22 protein-coding genes and 1 pseudogene are annotated in these 23,396 nt (G+C 64.9%); 3 read left to right on the top strand and 20 right to left on the bottom strand.

The genetic code is table 11. From position 1 onward, the window contains the following. Nucleotides 1-66: 66 nt before the first annotated feature. Nucleotides 67-588 carry a hypothetical protein gene (locus tag ATN00_RS20700; RefSeq protein WP_013849897.1) on the bottom strand — a complete coding sequence of 174 codons (522 nt, stop codon included), beginning with the start codon at nucleotides 586-588 and terminating at the stop codon, nucleotides 67-69. Between the two features lie 107 nt (nucleotides 589-695). After that, a complete protein-coding gene (locus ATN00_RS20695) occupies nucleotides 696-860 on the bottom strand; it encodes a hypothetical protein (RefSeq protein WP_013849896.1) in 165 nt (54 codons plus the stop codon). Nucleotides 861-1,166: 306 nt separating this feature from the next. On the opposite strand from ATN00_RS20695, the gene ATN00_RS20690 reads away from it, so the two are divergent. Continuing rightward, nucleotides 1,167-1,601 (top strand): thermonuclease family protein, encoded by a 435-nt coding sequence (locus ATN00_RS20690; RefSeq protein ID WP_062069249.1) that lies wholly within the window; start codon nucleotides 1,167-1,169, stop codon nucleotides 1,599-1,601. Nucleotides 1,602-1,676: 75 nt separating this feature from the next. On the opposite strand, the gene ATN00_RS20685 is transcribed toward ATN00_RS20690, so the two are convergent. From ATN00_RS20685 to ATN00_RS20600, 18 genes and pseudogenes are all read right to left on the bottom strand, one after another. Then, on the bottom strand, nucleotides 1,677-2,084 hold the full coding sequence (locus ATN00_RS20685) for a single-stranded DNA-binding protein (RefSeq protein WP_013849894.1): 408 nt from the start codon (nucleotides 2,082-2,084) through the stop codon (nucleotides 1,677-1,679). Nucleotides 2,085-2,491: 407 nt separating this feature from the next. Then, nucleotides 2,492-3,160, bottom strand: a complete 669-nt coding sequence (locus ATN00_RS20680; protein ID WP_056383889.1) for a hypothetical protein — start codon at nucleotides 3,158-3,160, stop codon at nucleotides 2,492-2,494. Nucleotides 3,161-3,273: 113 nt separating this feature from the next. Further along, complete coding sequence (locus ATN00_RS20675; protein WP_056383887.1) at nucleotides 3,274-4,215, bottom strand: DUF2493 domain-containing protein; 942 nt, start codon at nucleotides 4,213-4,215, stop codon at nucleotides 3,274-3,276. Nucleotides 4,216-4,562: 347 nt separating this feature from the next. Continuing rightward, nucleotides 4,563-5,303 (bottom strand): arsenical resistance protein ArsH, encoded by a 741-nt coding sequence (gene arsH, locus ATN00_RS20670; protein WP_056383962.1) that lies wholly within the window; start codon nucleotides 5,301-5,303, stop codon nucleotides 4,563-4,565. Further along, entirely contained in the window at nucleotides 5,303-5,734 is a 432-nt protein-coding gene (arsN2, locus tag ATN00_RS20665) for an arsenic resistance N-acetyltransferase ArsN2 (RefSeq protein WP_056383886.1), read from the bottom strand. The genes arsH and arsN2 overlap by 1 nt, the downstream gene beginning before the upstream one ends. Beyond that, the gene (gene arsB, locus ATN00_RS20660; protein ID WP_056383883.1) at nucleotides 5,731-6,798 is read right to left on the bottom strand and encodes an ACR3 family arsenite efflux transporter; all 1,068 of its coding nucleotides are present in this window, start codon (nucleotides 6,796-6,798) and stop codon (nucleotides 5,731-5,733) included. The genes arsN2 and arsB overlap by 4 nt, the downstream gene beginning before the upstream one ends. Then, nucleotides 6,795-7,235: an arsenate reductase (glutaredoxin) gene (gene arsC, locus ATN00_RS20655; protein WP_056383881.1), complete on the bottom strand. Its 441-nt coding sequence runs from the start codon at nucleotides 7,233-7,235 to the stop codon at nucleotides 6,795-6,797. Before arsC ends, arsB begins: the two co-directional genes overlap by 4 nt. After that, nucleotides 7,232-7,768 (bottom strand): arsenate reductase ArsC, encoded by a 537-nt coding sequence (locus ATN00_RS20650; RefSeq protein ID WP_062069247.1) that lies wholly within the window; start codon nucleotides 7,766-7,768, stop codon nucleotides 7,232-7,234. The genes arsC and ATN00_RS20650 overlap by 4 nt, the downstream gene beginning before the upstream one ends. Nucleotides 7,769-7,780: 12 nt before the next feature. Further along, nucleotides 7,781-8,119, bottom strand: coding sequence for an ArsR/SmtB family transcription factor (locus ATN00_RS20645; protein WP_013849891.1), 339 nt, complete (start codon nucleotides 8,117-8,119; stop codon nucleotides 7,781-7,783). Nucleotides 8,120-8,171: 52 nt separating this feature from the next. Continuing rightward, nucleotides 8,172-8,570, bottom strand: coding sequence for a zincin-like metallopeptidase domain-containing protein (locus ATN00_RS23785; protein ID WP_231746509.1), 399 nt, complete (start codon nucleotides 8,568-8,570; stop codon nucleotides 8,172-8,174). A gap of 17 nt (nucleotides 8,571-8,587) precedes the next feature. Next, the gene (locus ATN00_RS20635; protein ID WP_062061480.1) at nucleotides 8,588-9,580 is read right to left on the bottom strand and encodes a tyrosine-type recombinase/integrase; all 993 of its coding nucleotides are present in this window, start codon (nucleotides 9,578-9,580) and stop codon (nucleotides 8,588-8,590) included. Further along, entirely contained in the window at nucleotides 9,577-10,518 is a 942-nt protein-coding gene (locus ATN00_RS20630; protein ID WP_062061477.1) for a tyrosine-type recombinase/integrase, read from the bottom strand. Before ATN00_RS20630 ends, ATN00_RS20635 begins: the two co-directional genes overlap by 4 nt. Then, on the bottom strand, nucleotides 10,515-11,726 hold the full coding sequence (locus ATN00_RS20625) for a tyrosine-type recombinase/integrase (RefSeq protein ID WP_062061472.1): 1,212 nt from the start codon (nucleotides 11,724-11,726) through the stop codon (nucleotides 10,515-10,517). The genes ATN00_RS20630 and ATN00_RS20625 overlap by 4 nt, the downstream gene beginning before the upstream one ends. A 116-nt stretch (nucleotides 11,727-11,842) precedes the next feature. Continuing rightward, nucleotides 11,843-12,466, bottom strand: a pseudogene (locus tag ATN00_RS20620) (ArdC family protein); the annotation flags it as partial. A 92-nt stretch (nucleotides 12,467-12,558) separates the two neighbouring features. Next, entirely contained in the window at nucleotides 12,559-14,571 is a 2,013-nt protein-coding gene (locus ATN00_RS20615; protein ID WP_062069245.1) for a ParB/RepB/Spo0J family partition protein, read from the bottom strand. Between the two features lie 111 nt (nucleotides 14,572-14,682). Beyond that, complete coding sequence (locus tag ATN00_RS20610; RefSeq protein ID WP_062069243.1) at nucleotides 14,683-18,882, bottom strand: strawberry notch family protein; 4,200 nt, start codon at nucleotides 18,880-18,882, stop codon at nucleotides 14,683-14,685. A gap of 66 nt (nucleotides 18,883-18,948) precedes the next feature. After that, entirely contained in the window at nucleotides 18,949-19,815 is an 867-nt protein-coding gene (locus ATN00_RS20605) for a DUF7146 domain-containing protein (protein WP_015449216.1), read from the bottom strand. A 62-nt stretch (nucleotides 19,816-19,877) separates the two neighbouring features. After that, entirely contained in the window at nucleotides 19,878-20,204 is a 327-nt protein-coding gene (locus ATN00_RS20600; RefSeq protein ID WP_062069241.1) for a single-stranded DNA-binding protein, read from the bottom strand. Nucleotides 20,205-20,869: 665 nt separating this feature from the next. Here ATN00_RS20600 and ATN00_RS20595 point away from each other — a divergent pair. Both ATN00_RS20595 and ATN00_RS20590 read left to right on the top strand, forming a co-directional pair. Continuing rightward, on the top strand, nucleotides 20,870-21,958 hold the full coding sequence (locus ATN00_RS20595; protein WP_062069239.1) for a replication initiation protein: 1,089 nt from the start codon (nucleotides 20,870-20,872) through the stop codon (nucleotides 21,956-21,958). 194 nt (nucleotides 21,959-22,152) lie between these two features. Then, entirely contained in the window at nucleotides 22,153-23,355 is a 1,203-nt protein-coding gene (locus tag ATN00_RS20590) for an AAA family ATPase (protein WP_062069236.1), read from the top strand. Nucleotides 23,356-23,396 lie beyond the last annotated feature (41 nt).

Genomic DNA, 23,396 nt, shown 5'->3' with positions numbered 1-23,396 from the left:
CTAGAGCCCGGTCCGGCCGCGCCGGAGCCGCCATTCTCAGGGCATAGATGCAGAGAAATCCGACTTTCAGACGGCAACCGCCCGTCGCAGATTGCCAAGTGCAGAACACAATTTCTGCGATACCTTACGGAGCTGCTGAAGCCTCTCCGCCGCCTCGTTCTCTTCGATCACGAGCGTCGAACGATCAGCCTGCCGTGCCCGGATCGCGATCACACGAAAGATGGCGGCCCATCGACTGGTCCGTTCGACTGTCAGCTTCGCCTGGCCATGGGCGAGCATCGTGCGCAGCCCTTCCTGGTGCCGAAATTCCGCCAGCAGGCTCGCGACACCCTTTCCCTCCACGGAAAAGGGGCCGCCCTCATTGACGAGTGCAGCAAGGTCATCGAGCCGTTGCCCGACCAAATGCCGCAGCTTCACCGACTGTCCTCGTCCCGGCTGAGCGCTCAGATGCAGCAAAGTCTCGGTAACGGCCACCTCCACCGAGGCGAAGCATTGCAGACAGGCACCGCGCCAGGCGTTCACCTCCTGGGTGATACGCGCCCACAGGGCATCATCGCGGGCATTCGCTATCTCAGCCTCAATCGTCATTATCACAGCATAGTCGCGGCATCTGAACAATCGGTTCTCGTCGTCGGCGCAAGCCGCGAGCGAAGCGAGGGGAATAACCGGGAGCCGAGCGGCTCCCGGACGAGCCGTCAGGCAAAGGGATCGAATTCGGTGACGATGGCGACGCTGCCGTCGGCGTCTTCGGCGGTGATGACACCATAATGCTGCCCGATCGCGATGACGAAGGTGACCACCATGAGGCTGCGCGAGAGGCTGAAGGCATGGCGGCGTGCGATTGCGATGTCGGTGAACATGTCGAGGCTCCTTTGCGCGCCGGCGGGTTCGTCCCGCTCGACAGGCGCCCGATGTGTCCGGCCGGTGGCCGCGATCACTTTTTCGGCTGTAGGCCCAAAAAGCCGTAGCGAAGCGACCGGACCCCTTGCGGGTTGATCGCAAAAGGTCACCGGGTGGACCAAGGATCGCGCCGATTGAGAGCGGGCGAACCCGCCGGCCAGGAGGCCAGGTCCCCGCCGATGTCGCGCCCCACCCCTTGCCCTGCCTGCCGCTCCATCCAACGGGGTCCGGATGACAGGCCGCCGCTTGTCGGTTAGCCCCGCCGGATGCTGTTCACGCTCCTGCTTGCCGCCGCCGTGGTCCCCAATGGTCAGACCTTCGCCTGCACACCGACGCGCGTCTGGGATGGCGATGGCCCGATCTGGTGCCGCGAGGGCGCCCATGTGCGGCTCGCCGGCATTGCCGCGCGCGAGATCGACAACAGCTGCCGCCCCGGCCAGCCCTGTCCGAGAGCAAGTGGCCCGGCCGCCCGCGATGCGTTGGTGCGCTTGCTTGGCGGACCGCGCGGCCAGACATCCACCGGGCATATCCGCGTGGCTGGCTCCACCATGCGCTGCGTCTCGACCGGCGAGGCCAAGGGCAACCGGACCGGCGCCTGGTGCAGCGCGCCCGGCATCGGCGATCTCAGCTGCGCGATGATCGCTACCGGCACCGTGCTGCGCTGGGAACGCTATGCCAAGGGGCGATGCCGATCCCGCTGATCCGCTTGGGACCATGCCGCGCCTGAACAGGATAAGAGGCCCGGCGGCGATGCCGCCGGGCCGCCCTGTCCGACCTCAGAACGGGATTTCATCGTCCTCGGGCTCGTTGCCGCCGCCGCTATTCTCGTTCGACTTGGCGCGGGTGAGGAAGGTAACCTCGTCGGCGATGATCTCGACGCCGTAGCGTTCGATATTCTCGCTGTCGGTCCAGCGGGTGTAGTGGATACGGCCCCGGACCATGACCTTCATGCCCTTGTCGACATATTGCTCGACCGTCTTGCCGACGCCGTTGAAGCAGGTGATCCGGTGCCATTCGGTGTCCTCGAGGCGGCGATTGTTGTCGTCGCGCAGGATCTTGCCGTTGCTGTCGCGCTTCGGGCGCGAGGTGGCGAGGCTGAAATGGGTGATGCGGGTGCCGCCCTGGGTGGTGCGGGTTTCCGGCATGCCACCGACATTGCCGGCGAGGATGACGAGGTTCTGCATGGCTTGGGTTCCTTCGATGTGGGTCCAAGGGACCGTCCCTTCGACTGATCCCCGGCCAAGGCGGACAGGACGGCCCATCCACCGGCAGCGCAGCGCCGGGGAACCCCGAGACAAGGGGTGGTGCGGGCAGCCGTGGCACACGGCAACTCGGCCCGATGGCTCGCGGGTTGGATGCGGCGGACGGCCGGCTTAGGGATCAGATGAGGAGAAGGACGGTGCGTCGCTTGGGCCATGACCGGAGCCCACCCAGCGAAACCGCCGATATTGCCGGCTTTGCCGAGCACGCCGGTCCGGCATCTCGCGGACCTTACGCCCGTGCCTTATCTGCCCGTCCCTTGAGCCGCAGGACGGGATTGTAGATCCTTCGCATGGCCACTCGCGGGCTCGACACGACGTCCGTTGCACGATCACGCGGAGGGGGAAGAGGAGGTACGCAAGGTGGCGGCGCCTGGCGTGGCTGGCCTCAGGCAGGCCGCCACGGCATCGAGGAGCTGCCCGGTCTCGCAAAGCACGGCGCCGATGTCGCAGGCATAGCCACCTGCCACCAGCGCGTCGATCCGATGCACGGCATAGGCCGGGCCGAGGCTCTTGATGAAATCGGCCAGCGGACGACCGGGCGCCGGCAGGCCTAGCTGCCGCGCCTCGTCGAGGGCGCGGACAAGGTCATGACGGATATCGCGGGCCAGCGCATCGTCCGTCCAGCCATGACCCAAAAGATGCGCCTTCAAACCCAGTTCGCAGGAGATCGCGAGCAAGTGCAGTGCCGGCGCAAGCGCAATAGGCGCGCCAATCTGCGCGCCGCGATGAAATTCGCGCGCACGATCAAGAAACACGGCTGCAAGCACCGGATCGCCGGGCGCCGCCAATCTTTCGATCGCGCGCCAGCGGCGCGGCGTCAGCTGGCGGAGCCAGGAGGGACCGGCCTGGTTGCGCAAATGCCGTAAGTAAGCGCCATCGGCTTCGTCCACATCGCTGCCCGTTGACCATAACGACAGCAGCTTCGCCTTCCAGTGGCGGCCATGCGCGGCGCGGAAGGCAAGGAGCGCGCACGCACTGGCGCGATCGGGCATGAACATGATGCGGAACCTCCGAAAGGGAACAAGGGACGCATCCACCCCGCCCCCTCCCCTCCGGCACCGGCATTCGTGAGATTGAGAAAAGCCGGCCGCCGAAGCGGCCGGCACGGCGGTCAGCCGCGGGATAAAGCCGCCGGCGGCGTTCCGAGCGGTCCGCGGCGATCGACGACATGGATGCCGCGCGCCTTGGCCTCGATCACCAGCCTTTCGGTGACGCCGTTGCCCTGGAAGGCGATGACGTAGCGCGGCTTGACCGAGAGCATCTGCTCGTTGCGCCGGAAGCCGGCACGATCGCCAAGCTTGCGATCAAGGCCGAACCGCAGCTGCTGGATGCCGTTCTGCTCGGCCCAGGATGCTGCAAGACGCTCGATGCCCTTCATGTCGCCGCCATGGACGAGATACATGTCGCCCACACGCTCGCGCACGGCCTTGAGGGTCCGCAGCAGATTGTCGGCAAACTGCTTGGCCTCGTCGTCGCTGGCGAAGCGAAGGCGCCCGCCGGCGAAGACCACGGGCGTGCCATGGACCATATTGGCATCGCGCACCCGCTCGCGCCGCGCCTGCAAATAGGCCCGGCCATCGACGATCGCAGCGGTCGTGCCGAGCGAGATGCGGTTGCCGGTCGCGGGCACCCAGGAGCGGCCGGTCTCGTGCAGATAGTGGCGCGCCGCGGTGTCGCGCATCCCCTCATAGGCCTGGGCGGACTGCTCGACCTTGCGGGCGAGATCGATCTTGTCCTCGAGATCGGCGGTCGCGATCTCCGACCCGTCCTGCTCGGCGAGCAGGAGCCGGATCTCGTCGGTCAGGCGGTCGATCAGCTGATGCTTCTTGGCGGCCGCGCGGTGGAAGAGATTGACGAAGCCCCAGCCCAGATCCTCGATGTCGCGTTCGAGCGCGGTGAAGGGGAAGAGCGCGAAGAGATCGCTCCAGATGGCGCTGACGGTCTGTTCGAGCGCCTCGGCCGGTGGCGGCGCTTCCATCGTGCGTTGGTCGCCCGTCAGGTCGAGATGGCCGAGTTCGAGTGCTTGGAGCACTGCTGAAAGGGAGCTGGTCATGAGGGATTGCCTTTCCGTGTCGCAGGGCCGGCGGCCTTCCCGCCGGATGCGCACCCTCCGGGCCATCGAAAAAGCGGCGGCGGCACCGCCGGGCAACGCCCAAGGGGAACCTGATAAGGTCCGGGTGGTGCGGGCCGGCGCGCCTCGGCGCGCCAACACGGCCGGAGCGTTCGGGTTGCCGCCGCCAGCGCGATGGCCCATGTGCCGCATCCTCTGGCGAAAGGCGCGAAGGCCCTGTCGCGTCAGGCATTCATGGCGCAGAGGACCTTAAGAAGGGCACCCGCAACCCGATCTCCCGATGCGCACAGGACGGCATGAAAGCGCGTCGCATCGCAAGCGCCGGGCCGTCAGGCCGTCGACCGTGAGGCCAGATCTTGTGCCGCGTCGCGCTTGGCGGCTGCCGCCTTGCGTTCCGAATAGCGGTCCACGAGTTGATCGGCATGGCGACGTGTCAGCACCGTGAAGCGCACCAGCTCCTCCATGACGTCGACGATCCGGTCATAATAGCTTGAGGCACTGAGACGGCCGTCCTCGTCGAACTCCTTGAACGCCATAGCAATGCTCGACTGGTTGGGGATGGTGAACATGCGCATCCACCGCCCGAGCAGCCGCAACGTGTTGACTGCGTTGAACGACTGCGATCCGCCCGAAACCTGCATGACGGCCAGGGTCCGGCCCTGGGTCGGACGCATGCCGCCGAATTCGAGCGGCAAATGGTCGATCTGCGCTTTCATGATGCCGGTGATCTGGCCGTGCCGTTCGGGGCTGCACCAGACCATGCCTTCGGACCAGAGCGCATGCTCGCGAAGCTCATGCACCGCCGGGTGATCATCGTCCTTGATCTGGTCGGGGAGCGGGAGATCGGCCGGATCGAAGATCCGCACTTCGGCGCCGAAGAGGATGAGCAGCCGGGCCGCTTCCTCGACCGCGAAGCGACTGAACGACCGCTCGCGCAGCGAGCCGTAGAGGAGGAGGATGCGAGGTTTCGGCTCAAGCGCGCCGAGCCCGGCGGCGAGATCGGGCCGGATCATTGCACGGTCCAGCGCGGGCATGTGATCGGGTTCGGGAAGGATACGAAGACGCGACATCAGGCAATCCATTTGTACAAAAGGGCGGCGCTCGCCGGGCATAGCGATCGGAACTCGGCCGATTGCGCGATGACGGCAGGAACGTCGGTCCGTTCGGCTGTTTCATAGCCGTGACGGCGAAAGAAAGGCTCGGCGGTCGTGGTGAGCAGGTACAGGCTAGTCGCGCCCTCATCAGCTGCAGCGCGTTCGACTGCCGTGAGAATGGCACCGCCCAATCCGCATCCGCGCCGATCGGCCTTCACGACCAGCGAGCGCAGCAGGCGGTCGGAGCCGTCGCCTTCGATCCCGCCATAGCCGACAATGCCCGCATCATCCTCGAACCGAAAGAAGCGGCGTCCCGCCTCGGCGAGATCACTGGCAGGCAGACCCGCCGCGCTCAGCTCCGCCATCAGGTCGGAAAGCGACCTGGGATCCAGCAGTGTAGCGATCATGCAGGAACGCGTTGCTCGTACCAGGGCCGCGTCTTCTTCACGATGCTGACGACAGACAGCATTACCGGCACCTCGACCAGCACGCCCACCACGGTCGCGAGCGCGGCCCCGGAATTGAGGCCGAACAGGCTGATCGCGGCTGCAACCGCGAGCTCGAAGAAATTGGACGCGCCGATCAGCGCGGCCGGAGCGGCGACGCACCAGGCCACGCCGAAGCGCCGACTGAGCCAATAGGCCAGGCCCGCATTGAAGTAGACCTGGATGAGGATGGGAATGGCAATCAGTGCGATGACCAGCGGATGAGCCAGGATCGCCGGGCCCTGGAAGCCGAACAAGAGGACGAGCGTCGTCAGCAGCGCAACCAGCGACACCGGCCCAAGCGTTGCCAGCAGCCGATCCAGCGCCGGCTGCCCGCCTGACGATAGCAACGCCCGACGAATGATCTGCGCGACGATGACGGGCACGACGATATAGAGCAGGACCGAGATGAGCAGCGTGTCCCAGGGCACTGTGATCGAGGCGACGCCCAGCAGCAGTCCGACCAGCGGTGCGAAGGCGAAGACCATGATCACGTCGTTGAGCGCCACCTGGCTCAGCGTATAGGTCGGCTCGCCGTCGCATAGGTTCGACCAGACGAACACCATCGCCGTGCAGGGGGCGGCGGCGAGCAGGATGAGCCCGGCGATATAGGCGTTGATCTCGCCCTGCGGCAGCAGCGGCCGGAAGAGCCATCCCAGGAACAGCGTGCCGAGCAGCGCCATTGAAAAGGGCTTCACCGCCCAGTTGATGAAGAGGGTGACGCCGACGCCCTTCCAGTGTTGGCGAACCGACCCCAACGCGCCGAGGTCGATCTTGAGCAGCATGGGGACGATCATCAGCCAGATCAGCACAGCCACGACCAGGTTCACGCGCGCGATCTCGGCCGATGCGATGGCTGCGAACAGATTCGGCAGCGAATAGCCGAGCGCGATGCCGACAGCGATGCAGAGCGCCACCCAGACGCTCAAATAGCGTTCGAAGCTGTTGATCGCCGGCTTGGGTTGTGCCGCAACGGTCGCGTTCACGCCCCGATCCTCTTGCCGGCGGCGTCGATGACCTGCTCGCCATCTTCCTTGGTGAAAGCCCCGCGCTGGGCGGACGGGAGAAGATCGAGCACCTCTTCCGATGGACGGCAGAGTTTCACGCCGAGCGGCGACACAACGATTGGCCGGTTGATGAGGATCGGATGCTCGATCATCGCATCAATGAGCTGGTCATCGCTGAACGTCGGATCGGCAAGACCCAGCTCGGCGAAGGGCGTGCCCTTCTCGCGGAGCAACTGGCGTGCGCTGATGCCCATGCGGGCGATGAGCGAAACCAGGCGCGGGCGGTTGGGCGGCGTCTTGAGATATTCGATCACATGCGGCTCGATCCCGGCGTTGCGGATCATCGCCAGCGTGTTGCGCGACGTCCCACACTCGGGATTGTGATAGATGACGATATCGATTGCGGCATTGCTCATGCACCAGGCACCTTTTCGCTTGGGAGGTCGGCGCGGCCCTGTTCCTTGCCGATCCGGTTCAGCCGGTTCTGTAGACTCATCTTGTCGAGGCCTTCGAACGGCAGGTTGGTGAACAGCGAGATGCGATTGAACAGCATCCTGTATGTATCGAAGAAGGCCGCGTGCTGCACCGTTTCGCTGTCCTCGATAGCGGCCGGATCGGGCACCCCCCAATTGGCGGTCAGCGGCTGCCCCGGCCAAACCGGGCAAAGCTCGTTGGCGGCATTGTCGCAGACCGTAAACACGAAATCCAAGGACGGCGCATCGGGGCCGGAAAACTCTTCCCAACTCTTCGAGCGGAACCGGCTTGCGTCGTAGTTCAGCTTCTCCAAGAGATGAATGGTGAACGGATGGACCTCGCCCTTGGGCTGGCTTCCGGCGCTGAACGATTTGAAACGGCCTAGCCCTTCACGGCTGAGGATCGCCTCGGCCATGATGGAACGGGCGGAATTGCCCGTGCAAAGAAACAGTACGTTCAACAGGCGATCAGTCATGTTGATGTCCTTTCAGGCAGCACGACAGGCAAGCAGTTCATCCGCAAGTGGATGGCAGAGCTCGGCCCGGCCACCACAGCAGTCCTTGACGAGGAACAGCATCACGGAGCGGAGCGCATCGAGATCGGCGCGGTAGTTGATGATCCGGCTGCGCCGCTCGGATGTGACCAGGCCGGCACGCGCCAGGGTCGCCAAATGCACCGACATCGTGTTCTGCGGGACATCCAGCGCCTTGGCGACCTCGCCGGCAGGAAGGCCTTCGGGTTCGTGACGCACCAGAAGGCGGAAGGCGTCGAGGCGCGTGGCTTGGGCAAGCGCGCCCAACGCGACGATGACAGATTCGTTATCCATATATCCACGATAGCGGATATATGGATATGGTGCAATCGGCGACATGGCGAGATCAAGCAGCCGCCTGCTCGTCCAGATCATCCTCGCAAGCGAGATCGGTTGCCCGCAGCAGAAACCCGGCGGCTTCCTCCGCTCGCGCAGCCGCCGTCAGCAATGCGCGATTATCCTTGCGCAAAATGGCGAGCCAGGAGCCGATATAAGCCGCGTGATCGTCGAGATGGGTGGTTGGGAGACCCACATCGGCGCCAACCAGCGCTGCTGTCAGTTCGGCGACCAACTCCTCGAACGCATATGCCTGATCGCCGAAGCGCTTCCCGAACGATCGGGCAAGCCGGGCTGGATGGCCTGTCCAGTGACATTTATGCCGATATCGGCATAAATCGCATAATGCCGTGATCCGGATTATGCCGCATGGGTTCCGCTGGAAGCTGGATTTCCGGGCATCGGCCATGCGTCTGTTCGGCATAATCAGAGCCCTTCCAAGAACGCGAGGAGTTGATCGTCGGGCCGGAACCGGCCTGACGGGGTGGGCGGAGCCGCGACGCGAGCGAGCGCCTTCTCCTTCATCCGCATGTCGGCGTGGATGTAGATCTGGGTTGTCTCGACGTTCTCGTGACCAAGCCAGAGCGCGATCACCGCAGGATCGACGCCGTGGTGAAGCAAGTCCATCGCCGTGCTGTGGCGCAGCGTATGCGGCGTGACCCGCTTGGCGCCGATGCTCGGACACGCGCGCGATGCCGTGAGGCAGTGCTTGCGGACCAGATGTTCGAGTGCGTCGCGGCTCAGCCGTTCGCCCCGGATCGACGGGAACAGCGGTCTGCTCTCGTCCTTGTCGTTGCCGATCCACGCCGCCAGCAGCTTGGCAGTCTCGCGACGAAGCGGTGTGGCGCGCTCCTTCCGGCCCTTGCCCATGCAACGGATGTGTGCGCCACTTCCGAGCACGACATCCCCGCGCGTGAGGCCAACCAGTTCGGATGCCCGAAGGCCCGTCTGGACCGCGAGCAGCAGCAGCGCATGATCGCGCCGCCCTGCCCATGTCGTGCGGTCCGGCGCTGCCAGCAACGCCGCGATCTCGTCGGCGTCGAGGAACGTCACCGTGCGCTTCACATAGCGTTTGTTGGGCATCGCGAGGATGCGCTGGCAGTGCAGCAGCCAGGTCGGATCGCTCATCGCCACGTAGCGGAAGAACGAGCGGATCGCGGCGAGCCGGGTGTTGCGGCTGCGCGCGCTGTTGCCACGCGCCGTCTCGGTATGGACGAGGAAGTCGGCGACCAGATCGGCGTCGATATCCTCGACCGTGAGCCTGACCGGCGGCTTGCCGTGGTGGGCGCTCGCATACCGGAGCAACAGCCGGAACGTGTCGCGATAGCCTGCGACCGTATGACGGCTCGCCTCCATCTGGACGCACAGCCGGTCGGTGAAGAAGCGCTGGATCAGCGCAGGCAAGGCAACCGCGCTCATTGGACTGCCTCCCGGCCATCGGCCGTTGCTCGCGCCATCGCCAGATCGAGCAGTTCCGGGACCGCTTCCAGATACCAGTATGTGTTGGAGGGATCGCTATGGCCCAGATAGGTCGTCAGCCGGATCATCTCGCGCGCCGGGTCTTTGCCTGTGCGATACCAACCGATCATCGTCTTCACCGCGAAGGTGTGGCGAAGGTCGTGGATGCGCGGCCCCCGGCCATGCTTGCAGTATGGCTGTGGAGTCCGAAGCCCGATCTGCTGGCAAGCCCGCGCGAAGTTGTAGCGGGCCGCGCAGTCAGTGAGCCTCGTCCCCTTGTCTGTGACGAACAGCGGCTTGGCCGGATGGCCGAGCAGCCGGTCGCGTTCGGCAAGATAGTCGATCAACGTCGCGACGACGCTCGGATCGAGCGGCAACAACCGCTCTTTGCCGAGCTTGCCTTGCCGGACGCGCAGCACGCCATGATCGGTATCGAGGTCATCACGATCAAGCCCGAGCGCCTCGTTGATCCTCAGGCCCGTGACCGCGATCAGCCCGAACAACGTCGAGCAGGTCAGCCCGCGCAGGCCGTAGATCGATGGCAGCGTCTCGGCCGCTGCGATGATCGACCCGATCTCGGCATCGGTGTAGATATGCGGGCGCGACCGCTGGAAGCCTCCCGGCAAGAGGCCGCGCGGCGGCGGTTCGTGCCCCGGATCGAAGCTGCTCAGCCACTGCGCGAACAGCCGCACGATGCTGAGCCTCGCCGCTCGCGTCGATGGGCAGGCTTCGGCCAGCGTGGCGTGCCAGCGCAGGAACAGCGCCGTATCGATATGGGCGGCGCCCTCGTGGTCGGCGAACCGGGTGAAGCGACGCAAGATGCGCTCGCTGGTGCCAAGGTCGTAGCCGAGGCTGCGGCGAACGCTCAGATAGCGGTCGAGCTGGGAGGCGAGGCTCATTGCGCGCCTCCCGCCACCGGCCAGGGCAGCGCGACCGATCGCAGTCCGTCGATGTCGAGCCGGGCATATATCATTGTCGATGATCGGGAGCGGTGCCGCAGCACGTCGCCCACCTCGTCGAGCGACGCGCCCGTATTCACGAGCTGGGTGGCAAGGCTATGACGCAGAAGGTGCGATCCCACATAGGGCGTCGCCGGCTTCTGGCCGGTCGCCTTGAGGGCATCCTTGAGGATGGCGTTGACGATCTGCCCATCCTTGAACGGGCGATGAGGCGCGCGATGGGTGACGAACATCGTGCGGCAAGCCGCCGGTCCTCGCTCCTCGCGAAGATAGCGGCTCAGCGCGTCGCCGACCTCCACGGTGATCGGCACGCGGTCGTGCAGTTGGCCCTTGCCACGCACCGTAAGCTCGCCCGAGCGCCAGTCGATATCATCGAGCTGGATCGCGATGACCTCGGCCGCGCGCAGGCCAAGCCGGGCCATGAGCAGCAGCATCGCATAGTCCCGCGCGCCATGTCGGGGATTGTCGCGCACGCAAGCCAGCACCGCCTCGACGCCTTCCGGCGACAGGTGGCGCGGCAGTCGCGCTCCCCAGACCTTCGCCGTCTTCGGCACGCTCAGCGCCAGATTGGTCGCCGTGGCCCCGCAGCCGAACAGATATTGAAGGAAGATACGGACATGGGTGGCGACCGTCTTGTCGCGACGGGCGCTGGTCAGCACATGCTCCATGAAGCCGATCACGTCAGCGGGACGCAGGCTGCCCGGATCGATGATCGTCTCGCCGAAGCGATAGTCGAGGAAGCGGCGCGCGAAGCCTATCGTATGGGGGATGCTCCGCGGACTGAGGCCGCGCTGTTTGACGAGATAGGTCTCGAAGTCCGCCAGCAGTGTCGCGCGCGCCTGCTGCACCTCGGTCAACGGCACCGGCTGCGTCACGCCGATATCGAGCAGATGCTGCGCGAAGCGACGGGCCAACTTATACGGCCATGCCGTGCCCGCATGCTTGCGCGGCACCTGGCGGCCCACCTGCTCGGCCATATCGAGCGTCAACGCCGAAGGACTGATACCCTCAGCATCCATCACGCGGCCCACTTTCCGCAGGATCAATCGATAGGCATTGATCGTGGCGGGCGTGTAGTTCTCCGCCGCAAAACTCTCGGCGAACGAGTCCAGATAAGGCTCGATGCTGGTCTGCAAATATTCAGGCATGATCGTCGTGCTCCATGTTGTTGGAGCGACGAAGATTATGCCGAATGGGATTGGCGCGATCATACTGCCAACCGCGCGCTGCCGACCAGATGCGGCATAATCCGGATCACGGCATTATGGCCGGCCTCATGCGCGATGGTGGCTGCCCAGGCGGCGCGCGTGTCGAATTGCTCGATCGGCGGCATGGTGATGACGTCCTGGCGCAGATCGTAATAAGCACGATCGCCGCCACATCGCAGCCGCGCGGGCAGCCGGTCGACGAAGCGCTCCGCCCGCGGACCGAGCCGGTCGCCCGGCGGGACGAGGGAGAGGGCTTCGGGATAGAAATCGCCCGGGAGTGCGTCGATCTGGTCGGCATTGAAGACCGCATAGGACCGCATGACCCGGCGCTGCTCATCGACGAGCTCACCCGGACGTTCGTAGGAATCGACCTTCTTCGAATAGGCCTTGTAGAAGATCGCAAATTGCGACTGCTCACCGGCGCGGACCTGGCCGCCGAGGCTTTGTGCTTGCCGATAGGTCATCCAGTAGCGCGACCGATAGCCACACTGCTCGGCAGCCAGCCATAGCCAAAAGGTGTTCATGCCACGATAGGGCTCGCCATTGGCCCGCAGAGGGCGCCCTTGCGCGGCGCATGATCGCCAGGGCCTTACCCAGGGACGCACACCGGCCTCGAGCCGGTCGATGATGGCGCGCGTGATGGTCTCGGCCGGCGAGGGCCGGCCCGATGATTGGGTCATGGTGGATACTCCGCGAAAGAGCGGCTGTCTCAGCGCCGCCGATGAAGGGCGGCGGGCGACACGAAAGCGCCGCCCGCCGTTAGGCGTTGGCCTCAGGCGGCCTGTTCGAGGTCGCCAGCATCGCCATCGGGGGCGATCTCCCCTGATCCGCCGTCGCTGTCGTCTTCATCGCTGAGGAAAGCGGAATAGCTCCGGAAGCTTTCGGGCTTTTCGATCGCGCCGAACCGCATCTCGTCCGGCAGCCAGGAGAGCGCCTTTTCCCGGACTTCGGCCTCAACGATGCCCTGCCCCGAACAGAGCGCAGCGCAGGCATTGGCAAGGTCACCCTTCTTGGCGTCCTTGTATCGGCCGCGCAGCACCGGCCCGCCGATCTCGTCGAGCGCTTCGAGCATGACGTCCTTCTTCACCCGCCCGAAAAAGTTCTGGGCATCGGGCCGCCACCATTGCGCGACATCAATGTCGAGCAGCCGTCCGAGATGATCGTGGAAGCCGTTGCGGCGCCCGCCATCGTCGACGTTGAGTGTCGGCTCGAGCGTCTGCGCCAGGACATGGGCGAGCCAATCGGCGCGCGCCTGTTCATCCAGTTGCCGGAAGGCATCGAAGCGGGACGACAGCGTGTTCCCGCCTGCCCAGCTCACATCGAGCGCCTGGCGCTGTTCGGTCAGGACATTGCTCGCCGCGCTGCCTTCATCGCGGAAGCTGACGATCGGGAAGCTCGCGGCGGCCGCCTGCAGCGTCGAGTGGTCCCGGACATAGCTGCTGGCGAACACCGTCCGGTGCGCCATCAGGAATATCGTGAGATCGAGCGCGAACCCGGCATCCGAGGCGACATGGGCCGCCAGGATCTGCCGGCGCTGGGTCGCGAGTTCGTCAACCAGCATCGCGCTGAGCCGGGAGGCCGCGACCTTGCCGGACGGTGATTCGGGTTCTGCGTCCTCGCCCGCCTGACGAATGGCGCGCTCACTGAACATGCGGCTGTGCACCCGCGGACTGCCATCGGGCGCCAGATAGATGAAGGTGCCCAGCTGGTCCTTGATCGCATCGTCGACCATCGTGCGCGACGCCTCGATTGTATCGAGTTCCCGCTCTATGTCGGCGAGCCGCGCCGAAGCCGCCTCGGCCTCGGGCGTGCCGTCCTCGAGTTCAGTTTCCAGCTCTCGGATGAGCGCATCGCCCTCATCCGAGAGACTGTCGACGCGCTCCTGCTCGTCCCCACTCAATTCGCGCAGCGGCGGATGATATTCGTGGAGCTGGCACTCCATATCATAGGGCACATGCGTCGCGAGAACCGGCGTCACGAACGCCAGCTTCTGTTCGGCAGCGAGTGCTTCCGCGGCCGCTTCAAGCTTCTGGGCGGCCAGCTGCTCGATGAGCTCCACGTCGATCCAGCTCTCGTCCACATCTTCACCGAACAGGTCGCGCTCGATCCGGCCGCCCGCGCCGACATAGGCGTCGCGGCCGACGAACCGTGCCTTGGCGTCGGTCGCCTTGACCGTTCCGTTGAGGAGCGCACGGCGGATATTGTCGGGATTGTCGCCATAATAGGACCGGCTCATGCTCTCGAACACGCGCGCCTGGCGATCGACGTCGGGCGTGACGGCATAAGCCTGGGCGACCCCCAGCGTGATCTCGCCCGCCGCCAGCGCCGCGAATACGAGAGGAGCCAGTTCGGCAAGCCGTACCCGCTGCTCAACGAAGCGGGTCGTGACGCCGAAACGTTTCGCCACATCCTCGGCACTCGCGCCCTTGTCGAGGAAGTGCTTGAAAGCCGAGCACTCATCCGCCGGGTTCATCGCGACGCGGTGGAAATTCTCGGCAAGGCTCGCTTCGGCCGATCCGGCATCATCCTCGAGCACCAGCACCTGAACCTCATGGTCCCCGGCAAGCCGCCCTGAATCGATCAGGCGCTGGAGCGCCCGCAAGCGGCGGCCGCCCGCCTTGACGGTGAAATGTCCTGCCTTTTTGAGCGGCGTGACCACGAGATTCTGCAACAGGCCATGCGCGGCGATATTGTCGGCGAGGCTATCGAGGTCGGCATCGCGATTGGATTTGCGGACATTGTCCTTCGAGAGCGAGAGGTTCTTGACCTTCACGGACTGGATCATCGGTTGTCTCCTTCGAGGGTTGCGCCGACCTCGTCGGCCGGCTTGAGCCACTCAGGCCCACCCGGCCGAAGGCCCCCTCCCCTCTCTTCGGTCGCTGGGCGCGGCCGCTGTTCAGCCTGCGAGTCCGTCCAGGATCTCGACGGCGCGGCTCGAGGGAACGAACAGCCGCGTGCGGTGCTGGATGATCTCAGTGAAGCAGCCCACCGCCTTGAGATGCGGCAGCGCCTCGGGCTTCCAGTCGAGCAATTCGAGGCGTTGGTCGCCAGCGACCAAGGCGCGCTTCAGCCGCAGCGCTCCGATCGGCATGATTTCACCCGAGGTGCGGACATGCTCGACCCGAGCATTAAGGTCGATCTCGACATGGGCCGCGATGCCGAACGCGCCCGCGATGCGTTCCACAAGCGGCGCCGGAATAAGGCGCCCGAGAAGCGACTGGCCGTCATCGCTCGTCAGCCGCCAGACCTGGACATGATCGTCGGGCAGTTTTCCCCAGACCGGGAGCAGCAGGCCGGTGACCAGATAGATGATCTGCGTGCGTGTCTGCGCCGCCATTGCGTCGCATTCAGCCTGCCAGGCTTCGTCGAAGCTCGCGCGATCCACGTCGGTCCAATGTGTTTCGGCGAAGAGGTCCTGCCGGTGCCGTTCGGTGCGCGTCGGCCGCACCAGCTCGTAGCGGCGCACGGTCCGTCCCTCTTCGTCCGTCAGCGAGAACGTGGGTCGGCAAATGGCGGCCTTGCCGGAACGCGGGTTGATCAATCGGCGCGCTTCCGGGTCGGCCAGAAGCCAATGCGCTCGTTCCAGGGGCAGCGGCCGATATCGTTCCTCGGTTTCGATGCGCAGGATTTCGGTTTCGGCGCCGCTCACGGGATCGCGCCGGATCACCGTGCGGTCGAGGATCGAAATACGGTCGGCCGCGATCGTCTCGACGCCAAGATCGAGGGTGCCGGCCTCGCGGGCCTTTTCCACCCGTGCTTCGATCAAGCCCAGATATTCGTCGAAGATCGCGTTCTGCAGGTCGATACGCAGCGCCAGGATGCGGTTCAACCACCGCTGGATCGTGGGCAAGGTCTCGGTGAGCCCCCCACCCTCGCCCGCCAGATTCAGCCCGGTGAGCGTTTGAAACTGATCGAAGCGCACCGATTGGAGCTTTCCCTGGAACAACAGGCGAAACCACTGGTCGAGCGATTCCCGCGCGAAGTCGGACTCCAGATTGTCACGGGGATCGAAAAGTCCCTGTCCACCGGTCTGGCGCTGGCCGCGGGTCAGCGCGCCGAGGCTGTCGAGGCGTCTGGCAATCGTCGAGATGAACCGCCGTTCGCCGCGGCAATCGGTGGAAACGGGCCGAAACAGGGGTGGACTGGCTTGGTGGGTGCGGTGCGTGCGGCCTAGCCCCTGGATCGCCGCGTCAGCACGCCAACCGGGCTCGAGGAGATAGTGAATGCGGCGCCTCTGATTGAGCGCGTCGAGGCTGGCATGATAGCTCCGTCCCGTGCCGCCGGCGTCGGAAAAGATCAGAATGCGCTTTTCGCCGCGCATGAAGCTGTCGGTCTCCGCGAGGTTCGTGCGCGCGCTGCGCCGTTCGATCCGCTGACGGCCCTCGGCATCGACGATGATCCGCCGGCTGCGACCCGTCACCTCGGCCACTGCCTCCGTCCCGAAATGCCCGATGATATGATCGAGCGCCGAGCCGACCACCGGCAGCGCACAGAGTTGCTCGAGGAGCTGGTCGCGCATGGCGATCGCTTCCCGGCACAGCACCGGCTGCCCGGCCTCGTCGATCATCGGTTCCGAGCGCACCGTGCCGCTATCGTCGGTATAGGTGCGCATCTGGCGCACCGGAAAGGTCGCCGTCAGATAGTCGACCAGGAATTCGCGCGGGGACAGCTCGATATCGAGCCAGGCCCGCTCCTCGGGGGACAGGTCGGCAAGGGCACGATCGAGCATCGCTTCCGAGGTCGACACGAGCTGGACGACGGCGCAGTCGCCGCGCGCGAGATCGGCGGCGATCGCCGGGATCAGCGACGGCAGCTTCATCGACAGCAGGATCTGGCCGAAGAAGCGTTGCTTGGTCGATTCGAAGATCGACAATGCCGCGGCCTTCGCGCCGCTATTGTAGGTGGCACCGCTGAAACCGTCGGTGACGCGCGTGGCGGCGAGCGCGGCCTGCAGATTGTTGTGAATGATCGCCCAGGCATCGGCATAGGCATTGTAGACGGCGATCTGTTCTTCGCTGAGCCGATGCTCGAGGATGTCATATTCGACGCCGGCGAAGCTGAGCGCCCGCGCGGCATAGAGGCCCTGCGCCTTGAGGTCGCGGGCGATCAACTCCATCGCTGCGATGCCGCCGCGGCGAAGCGATTCCACGAAGGCCCGCCGGTCGGCGAAGGCCGTCTGCGGTCCCCACAATCCGAGGCGTGTCGCATAAGCGAGGTTGTTGACGTCCGAGGCGCCCGTCGCCGAAGCGTAGAGAATCCGGGCGCGCGGAGCGAGATTTTGGAGGCGGACGCCGGCGATGCCCTGTTCGGATCCTTTCGTGGCGCCGAACCGGCCCTCTCCACCGGCCACCCCGGCCATGTCATGCGCCTCGTCGAAAACGATGACGCCGCTGAAATCCTCACCCATCCATTCGATCAGCTGGCGCAGCCGCGTGCCCCTGTCACCGCGGTTGGAGCGCAGGGTGGCATAGGTCAGGAAGAGGATCCCATCGCCCAGCGCGATCGGGGTGCCGAGCTTCCACTGGTTGAGATGCTGGATGTCGAGCGGCAAGCCGCCAAGCGCCGACCAGTCGCGCCGCGCGTCTTCGATCAGCGTCTCGCTCTTGGATATCCAGAGGTGGCGGCGGTTGCCGCGCAACCACTGGTCGAGGATGACGCCCGCCACCTGCCGCCCCTTGCCGGCGCCCGTGCCATCGCCAAGGAAAAAGCCCGTCCGATAGGCATTGCCGGCCTCTGCCGGCGACAGCGAAAGCCCCTCCTCGCTAGATACGAACCGGCCCGGAAGGTCACGCTCGAACGCCGCGCCAGCGTAGATCAGCGTTTCGAGCTGCGCGTCCGAGAGCAGGCCGTCGTCCAAGATCCTGGCCGGCAGCACGGGTTCATAAGCGACCGGGGGTGCGGCAATCGATCCCATTGCCTGCGATTCGACCAGCGCGCTTGGGTGCTCACGGGCATCGGCAATCAGCAGACGGCTCGGCCGATAGGGCAGGTAAATCCCTTGCGGTTCGCCCGCGGGCGCGGGCTCATCGAGACGGTGATAGGCGACCGCGCGGGTCGTGGGCAGGGTTACCGCCACACGCGAGCTTACGGGGCGGGTCCGCCGCGTGAGGCCCCGGAACAATCCGCTGGGGCGGGAGATCGGTTGCGGCGTGGGGGCGCACGGGGTCGCCATCGCATCGATGGCCGCGAGCGCAGCGCCGAACGTCGTACAGGTCTGGCGTGGGACGCAATCCCCTGCCCCGCCCTTTTCGAGGAGAATGAGCTGAACCGCTTGCCCGGTGCCGTGCTTGGCATAGGCATTGGGCGGCAGGTCGAGATGCAGCCGGAGATGTGCGCCCGCGGTGGCGTGCAGCCAATCCGCGTCCCCTGTCTCGATGCGATCGGGAAGAATAACGGCGCAGCGCCCGCCTGGTGCGAGGCGCAAGAGCGCGGAGCGCAGGTGGCGAAGCGCGGCATGGCGGTCGCGCCCCCGTCCCTGGCTCCGCGAGAAGGGCGGGTTGATGAGCACGACGCTCGGCACCAGTTGCGGATCGAGCATGTCGTCGATCAATTCGCCGTCATGCGTGCTCAATGTGCCCTCGGGAAGGGCATGACGCAGCAAACGCGCGCGCCAGGCATCGATCTCATTGAGGAGAAGGCGAGCGCCGGCAAAATGACCGTGTACGGCCAAGAGCCCGGTCCCGGCCGAGGGCTCGAGCACGATATCGCGTGCCGTGATCGCGGCTGCCCTGGCGGCAAGGAAGCCGATCGGTGCCGGTGTCGAGAATTGCTGGAACGCGACCTGCGTTTCGCTACGCACGCTGTGCGTCGGAAGCGCCGCCGTCATGGCGATCAGCTGGGCGAGCCGCACATTCGCATCTGCGGGGAGTGTTGTGTTCTTCAGATGGAGTATCTGCGCGAGTTCGAGCACATCATAGGCGTCGCGCAATGACCATGAGCCATCCGCGCTCGAGCCACCGAAGGCGGAGGTCATCCCGGCAAGGAGGTCGTTACGTGCAACCGAACGGCCTTCGGACAGCCGGTCGGCTATGCCTTGAGCAGCGGTCCGGGCGGGATCATCGAGCGGCAGCGTGAGCGCGAGGGGTTGTGTGGCCATGGGGTATCTCCGGGTCTGACACCTGGCATCAGCGCCAGGTCATCAGCCTGAAGGCCCCCTCCCCTCTCAGGCCGCCTCGGCGGCCCGGCGGACACGCCAAGCATCATTCCAATCCGCGTGCCGTTCCGGGAGGCGGAGCACCAGTTCGCGTCCATGGGCTGTGAGATGCGGCCGAGCTTTTTTGAGCATGGCGGCAGCGGCGGCACCGCGATCACCATAGACGATGATGCGTTTGACCCGTTCGGGGATGGCGACGAGTCCAAGGCGTTCGACGCCGCCCAGCGCCCAGGTTGGCGTTCCGAACCAGGCCATTGCCGAAAGGGCGTCCTCAATGCCCTCAGCAAGGCCAAGCTCCTCTCCGGCCGGCGCCAGACGGATGGCCGCGTTGCCAAGCAGGCCAAGGGCAATCTTCGGCTTTGACAGGGGCTTGTGCAAGATGTCAGCGAGATCGAGGCAGGTCCGCTGGACGGCCACGACGCCCAGATCGTTCTCGACCGCAGCGATCATCGCCGGAAAGAACCGGCGCTGGTCACCTGCCCCGACAATGGTGCGGGGATTGTAGCGCAGACAACGCGGATAGGGAGGAGCAAGACCGCGTGCGGCAAGGTAATCGGCCGCTGGCGAGCCGGCTATGGGCTGGCTTGCCTTCCATAGCCGAAGCGCGAGAGCGCGATGGTCGGCCATCGCCTTCGGGCGCGGCATGGTGAGCGGCACCGCATCGTGAAGTTTGCGCCGGCGCAGGGCAGTCAGAACGTCGCGCGTATCGCAGCCAGCAAAGCAGTGGAACAAGATCGCCCGTTCGCCCAGGCGCACTGACAGGCTGGGGCCATGATCGTCATGAGCCGGGCAACGGCATTCGCCGCGCGTCCCGCGCCACGTTCCGCCGAGGGCTTCGACAATGGCTTTGGCGCGATGGGAAGCAGCTAGGGGCATCAACTAATCCTTGCAAAGTGGTGGAGCGCCGCTGCGGGTTGCGCCCTCCCCTCTCCGCCAATTCAGCTAGGCATGCCCTTGGCTGCGAGGATACCGAATTCCTCGACGATGCGATCGGTTGTGTAATGGGTCACGCCGTCGCGTTCATAGGAGCTGTCCTTGAGCCGCCCGGCAATCCGCACCAGATCCCCGACTTGGGCTCGGTCGGCGATATGCTTGCGCTGGCCCTCGCTGAAGACGCTAACGCGGTTCCAGTGACTGTCTTCCTGCCATTCGTCATCGTCACCCTTGCGGCGGTAATTCGCGCAGACCGACAGCAGGGTGACTTTCGGTCGCGCATCGATTTCGCCGATCCGGCCGATGATCTCGAACTTGGCGAAGTTGATCATGCACCCTCCATTCGTGACGTCCTTTGGCGAGGAGCCTATCGTGGACGGCCAACTTCGCGTATCCCTCCAGGCAGGGGGATTGAACGTTTGCTTCAAGCGCAGCGCCAATCTCTTTCTCAAAATAAAAATATCAAAACGCCGCTGCTCGCAGCGGAAGCTTTTCCGATTCAAAAGGATTCAGATTCGGGAAGCCGAAAGCCCAGCGTTTCTAAGGGCTTGAGCAAGCCTATCCTGACCGGACGGGGGATTTTGCCTGCCCTTGTGGGGGCTCATTCCTGACCGATCGGGGGATGCAACCTGACCGGTTGGGGCTTTCCTGACCGCATGGGGGCCAGGCTCTGTTGGGCGCGATTCGCTCGTCATACCGCTCGTCAGGGACGTTCTTCGCCCTCCGTGCGGCCGTTTGCGAGGGTCAGATCGCTTTGAAACGCGACTCGGCGTACTTCCTTGTGTTTTGTCGTTTCGGGGTGAAGTTCCATCCTGACCTCTTGGGGGCCGAAACCGCCGTCTATCCTGCCCTGACTTGACGCAAGAGGACAGGTCAGGCAGATTTTCTTCCACGCCGGACGAATCGGTGCAGACTTCATGGCATGGATGACGAACAAGCCCTAGACCACGCTGTAACGCCCTCCCCCGCCGGTGATGATGCTTCTCCGGGGCGGGCGATGCGGGTGGCTGCCGCCCTGCAGGCCAAGGGCGGCGACGAGTTCGCCAAGCCCGGCAGCATCGTCGAGGTCAAGTTCGTCAAAGGCCAGTCGCTGAGCCTGACCGCTTCGCGTTTGCTTGCGCTGATGATTTTGACTGCGGGCGGTGATGCCTGGGAGGACCGCCCGCACAAGATGCGAAAGGCGGATATTCGCCGCGGCCACAAGGGCAATGAGCGCATCTCGGATATGCTCGAGGAACTGCATCGCACGCTTTTCGCGGTCGATGATAAGTCCTGGCGCGGCAAGAAGGCGACGCTGCGCTTTTCTCTGATCTCATCATCGCGCGAAGAAGTGGAGGACGAGGAGGGCGCGGAGGCAGGGTGGATCGAGTGGGAGTTCACGCCCGAGGCTCGGAAACTGATTCAGGAATCGGAGACCTATGCGGTCCTGAACCGGCAGGCGGTGCTCGGCTTTCGGTCGACCTATGCGCTAAAGCTATACGAGATCGGGGCATTGCGGCTGCATCGACGCCAGTCGCTATGGAAGGGCGACATGACGGCACTGCGTGCGCTGCTCGGCATCGCGCCAGACGTTTACAAGGACTTTGCGCAGCTGCGCCGCAAGGTTCTCGAAAAGGCGAAGGCCGAAATCGACCAGCTCGCTCATTTCCGTGTGGAGTGGCGGGAGATCCGTCAGGGTCGAACCGTCACCGAGATCGAATTTCGTTTTGAGCCAAAGGATGCGCCTGAGCAGATAGCAACCGTGGATGAAATTGCCCGACACTCTGCGGGGAGGAAGGCGAGGCGCGAGGACGAGGTTGAGACTGTGGCCGTCGAAGCCGTCACGCAGGCGGCGGTGGCGGGCTTGGTGTCAAAGGATAAGACTGGGGCAGGGGAGGTCACCTTCCCGAACGGCACGATCCGATTTGGGTCGGACACGCTCGCGGCCATTGGCCGTTCGGCCGGCGGTGGTTGGGACATCGATCTCATTGCCGATGCCTATCGCGCGCAGATGGGTGAGAGGCTGGCGAAGCTGAAGGGCGCCAAGCTGATCGCGTCCTGGACCGGCTTTTGCGAGAGCTTCCTGGCGCGGCGCGGGCGCCCTTGAGCCGAAATTGCACCGGTGCAATTTCAGGGTGGCTAGCCCCCAAGAGGTCAGGTTGTAGGCGTGCACGAAACGCTGGCGGCGCAATTCGAGGCAATTGGGCCGACCGGGCCTACTCACTTGCGAAAATAAGCCTTTCATTGACCTAAAAGTGCAAATTGAGCTATGCCCCCTACAGTTTCGCAAGGGGGCCTCTCTTGGCTGCATCACTCGATATTGAGGGCACGCAGGATCTGCTGTCCGTCTCAACGCTTGCACAACGGACCAGCTCTGTTCTCGAGCGGCTCCGCGACTCTGCGCGTAGCGCCCGGGCGGACGAACGGCGCGAGCCCACCTTCCCGATCGGTAAAGCGGCCGAACTGGTCGGCCGGACCGCGGCGGCCATTCGCGAGGCCGAGAAGGACGGCCGCTTGCCGCCGCCTCCGCGAACCGAAAATAATCGGCGCGTCGGCTATACCCTGGCGCAGCTCAACGACATGCGGGGATTGTTCGGCACCCGGCCCTGGCGGGCTGCCACCGACCCCTGTTGCGTCATCGCGGTGCAGAACTTCAAGGGCGGGGTCGGGAAATCGACCCTGTCGGTGCATCTGGCCCAATATCTCGCGATCAAGGGCTACCGGGTGGCCCTCATAGATTGCGACAGCCAGGCGTCGGCAACGACCCTGTTCGGCTATGTTCCCGACCTCGATCTAACCGAGGAGGACACGCTCTATCCGTTCCTGCGGCACGACGACATGGAGTCGCTCGACTATGCCTTGCGCAAGACTCACTTCGACGGCCTCGAGCTTGTCCCGGCCAATCTGCGGCTCTTCCAGTCGGAATATGAAATCGCGGCGCGGATGGCGCGGGGACAGGGGAACCTCATCGACCGCATGGCGCAAGGCATTGCAAGCATTGCCGATCGGTTCGATGTCGTCGTTCTCGATCCGCCGCCTGCGCTCGGTGCGATCTCGCTTTCGGTGCTGCGTGCGGCCAATGCGCTGGTCGTGCCAGTGCCGCCGACGGTGATGGACTTCTCGTCGACTGCAGCCTTCCTCGCCATGCTCGACGAGACCATCGAGACCCTGGCTGATCGCGGCTTGGCCCCGTCGCTGCAGTTTCTGCGCTTCGTGGCGTCCAAGGTCGATGAGAACAAGTCGATGCAGAAGGAATTGCTGAACCTGATGCGGACCCTTTTCGGCCACGCGATCGTGCGCACACCGCTCAAGGATTCGGCGGAAATCGACAATGCGACGGCGCGGCTGATGACCGTCTACGAGCTGGACGGCCCGGTCACCAGTTCGACGGTGCGCAACCGCTGCCTTGCCTATCTTGATGGCGTGAACAGTGAAATCGAGGTCGACATTCGGTCGATGTGGCCCAGCCATCTGGCGCGCTTGCGCAAGGAGGGCCTCGCCTGATGCGAGCAAAATTGCACCGGTGCAATTCCGGGTAGAAGGGG

It is taken from the genome of Sphingobium baderi (assembly GCF_001456115.1).
Lineage (GTDB): Bacteria > Pseudomonadota > Alphaproteobacteria > Sphingomonadales > Sphingomonadaceae > Sphingobium > Sphingobium baderi_A.
This window is presented reverse-complemented; position numbering and strand designations above follow the sequence as displayed.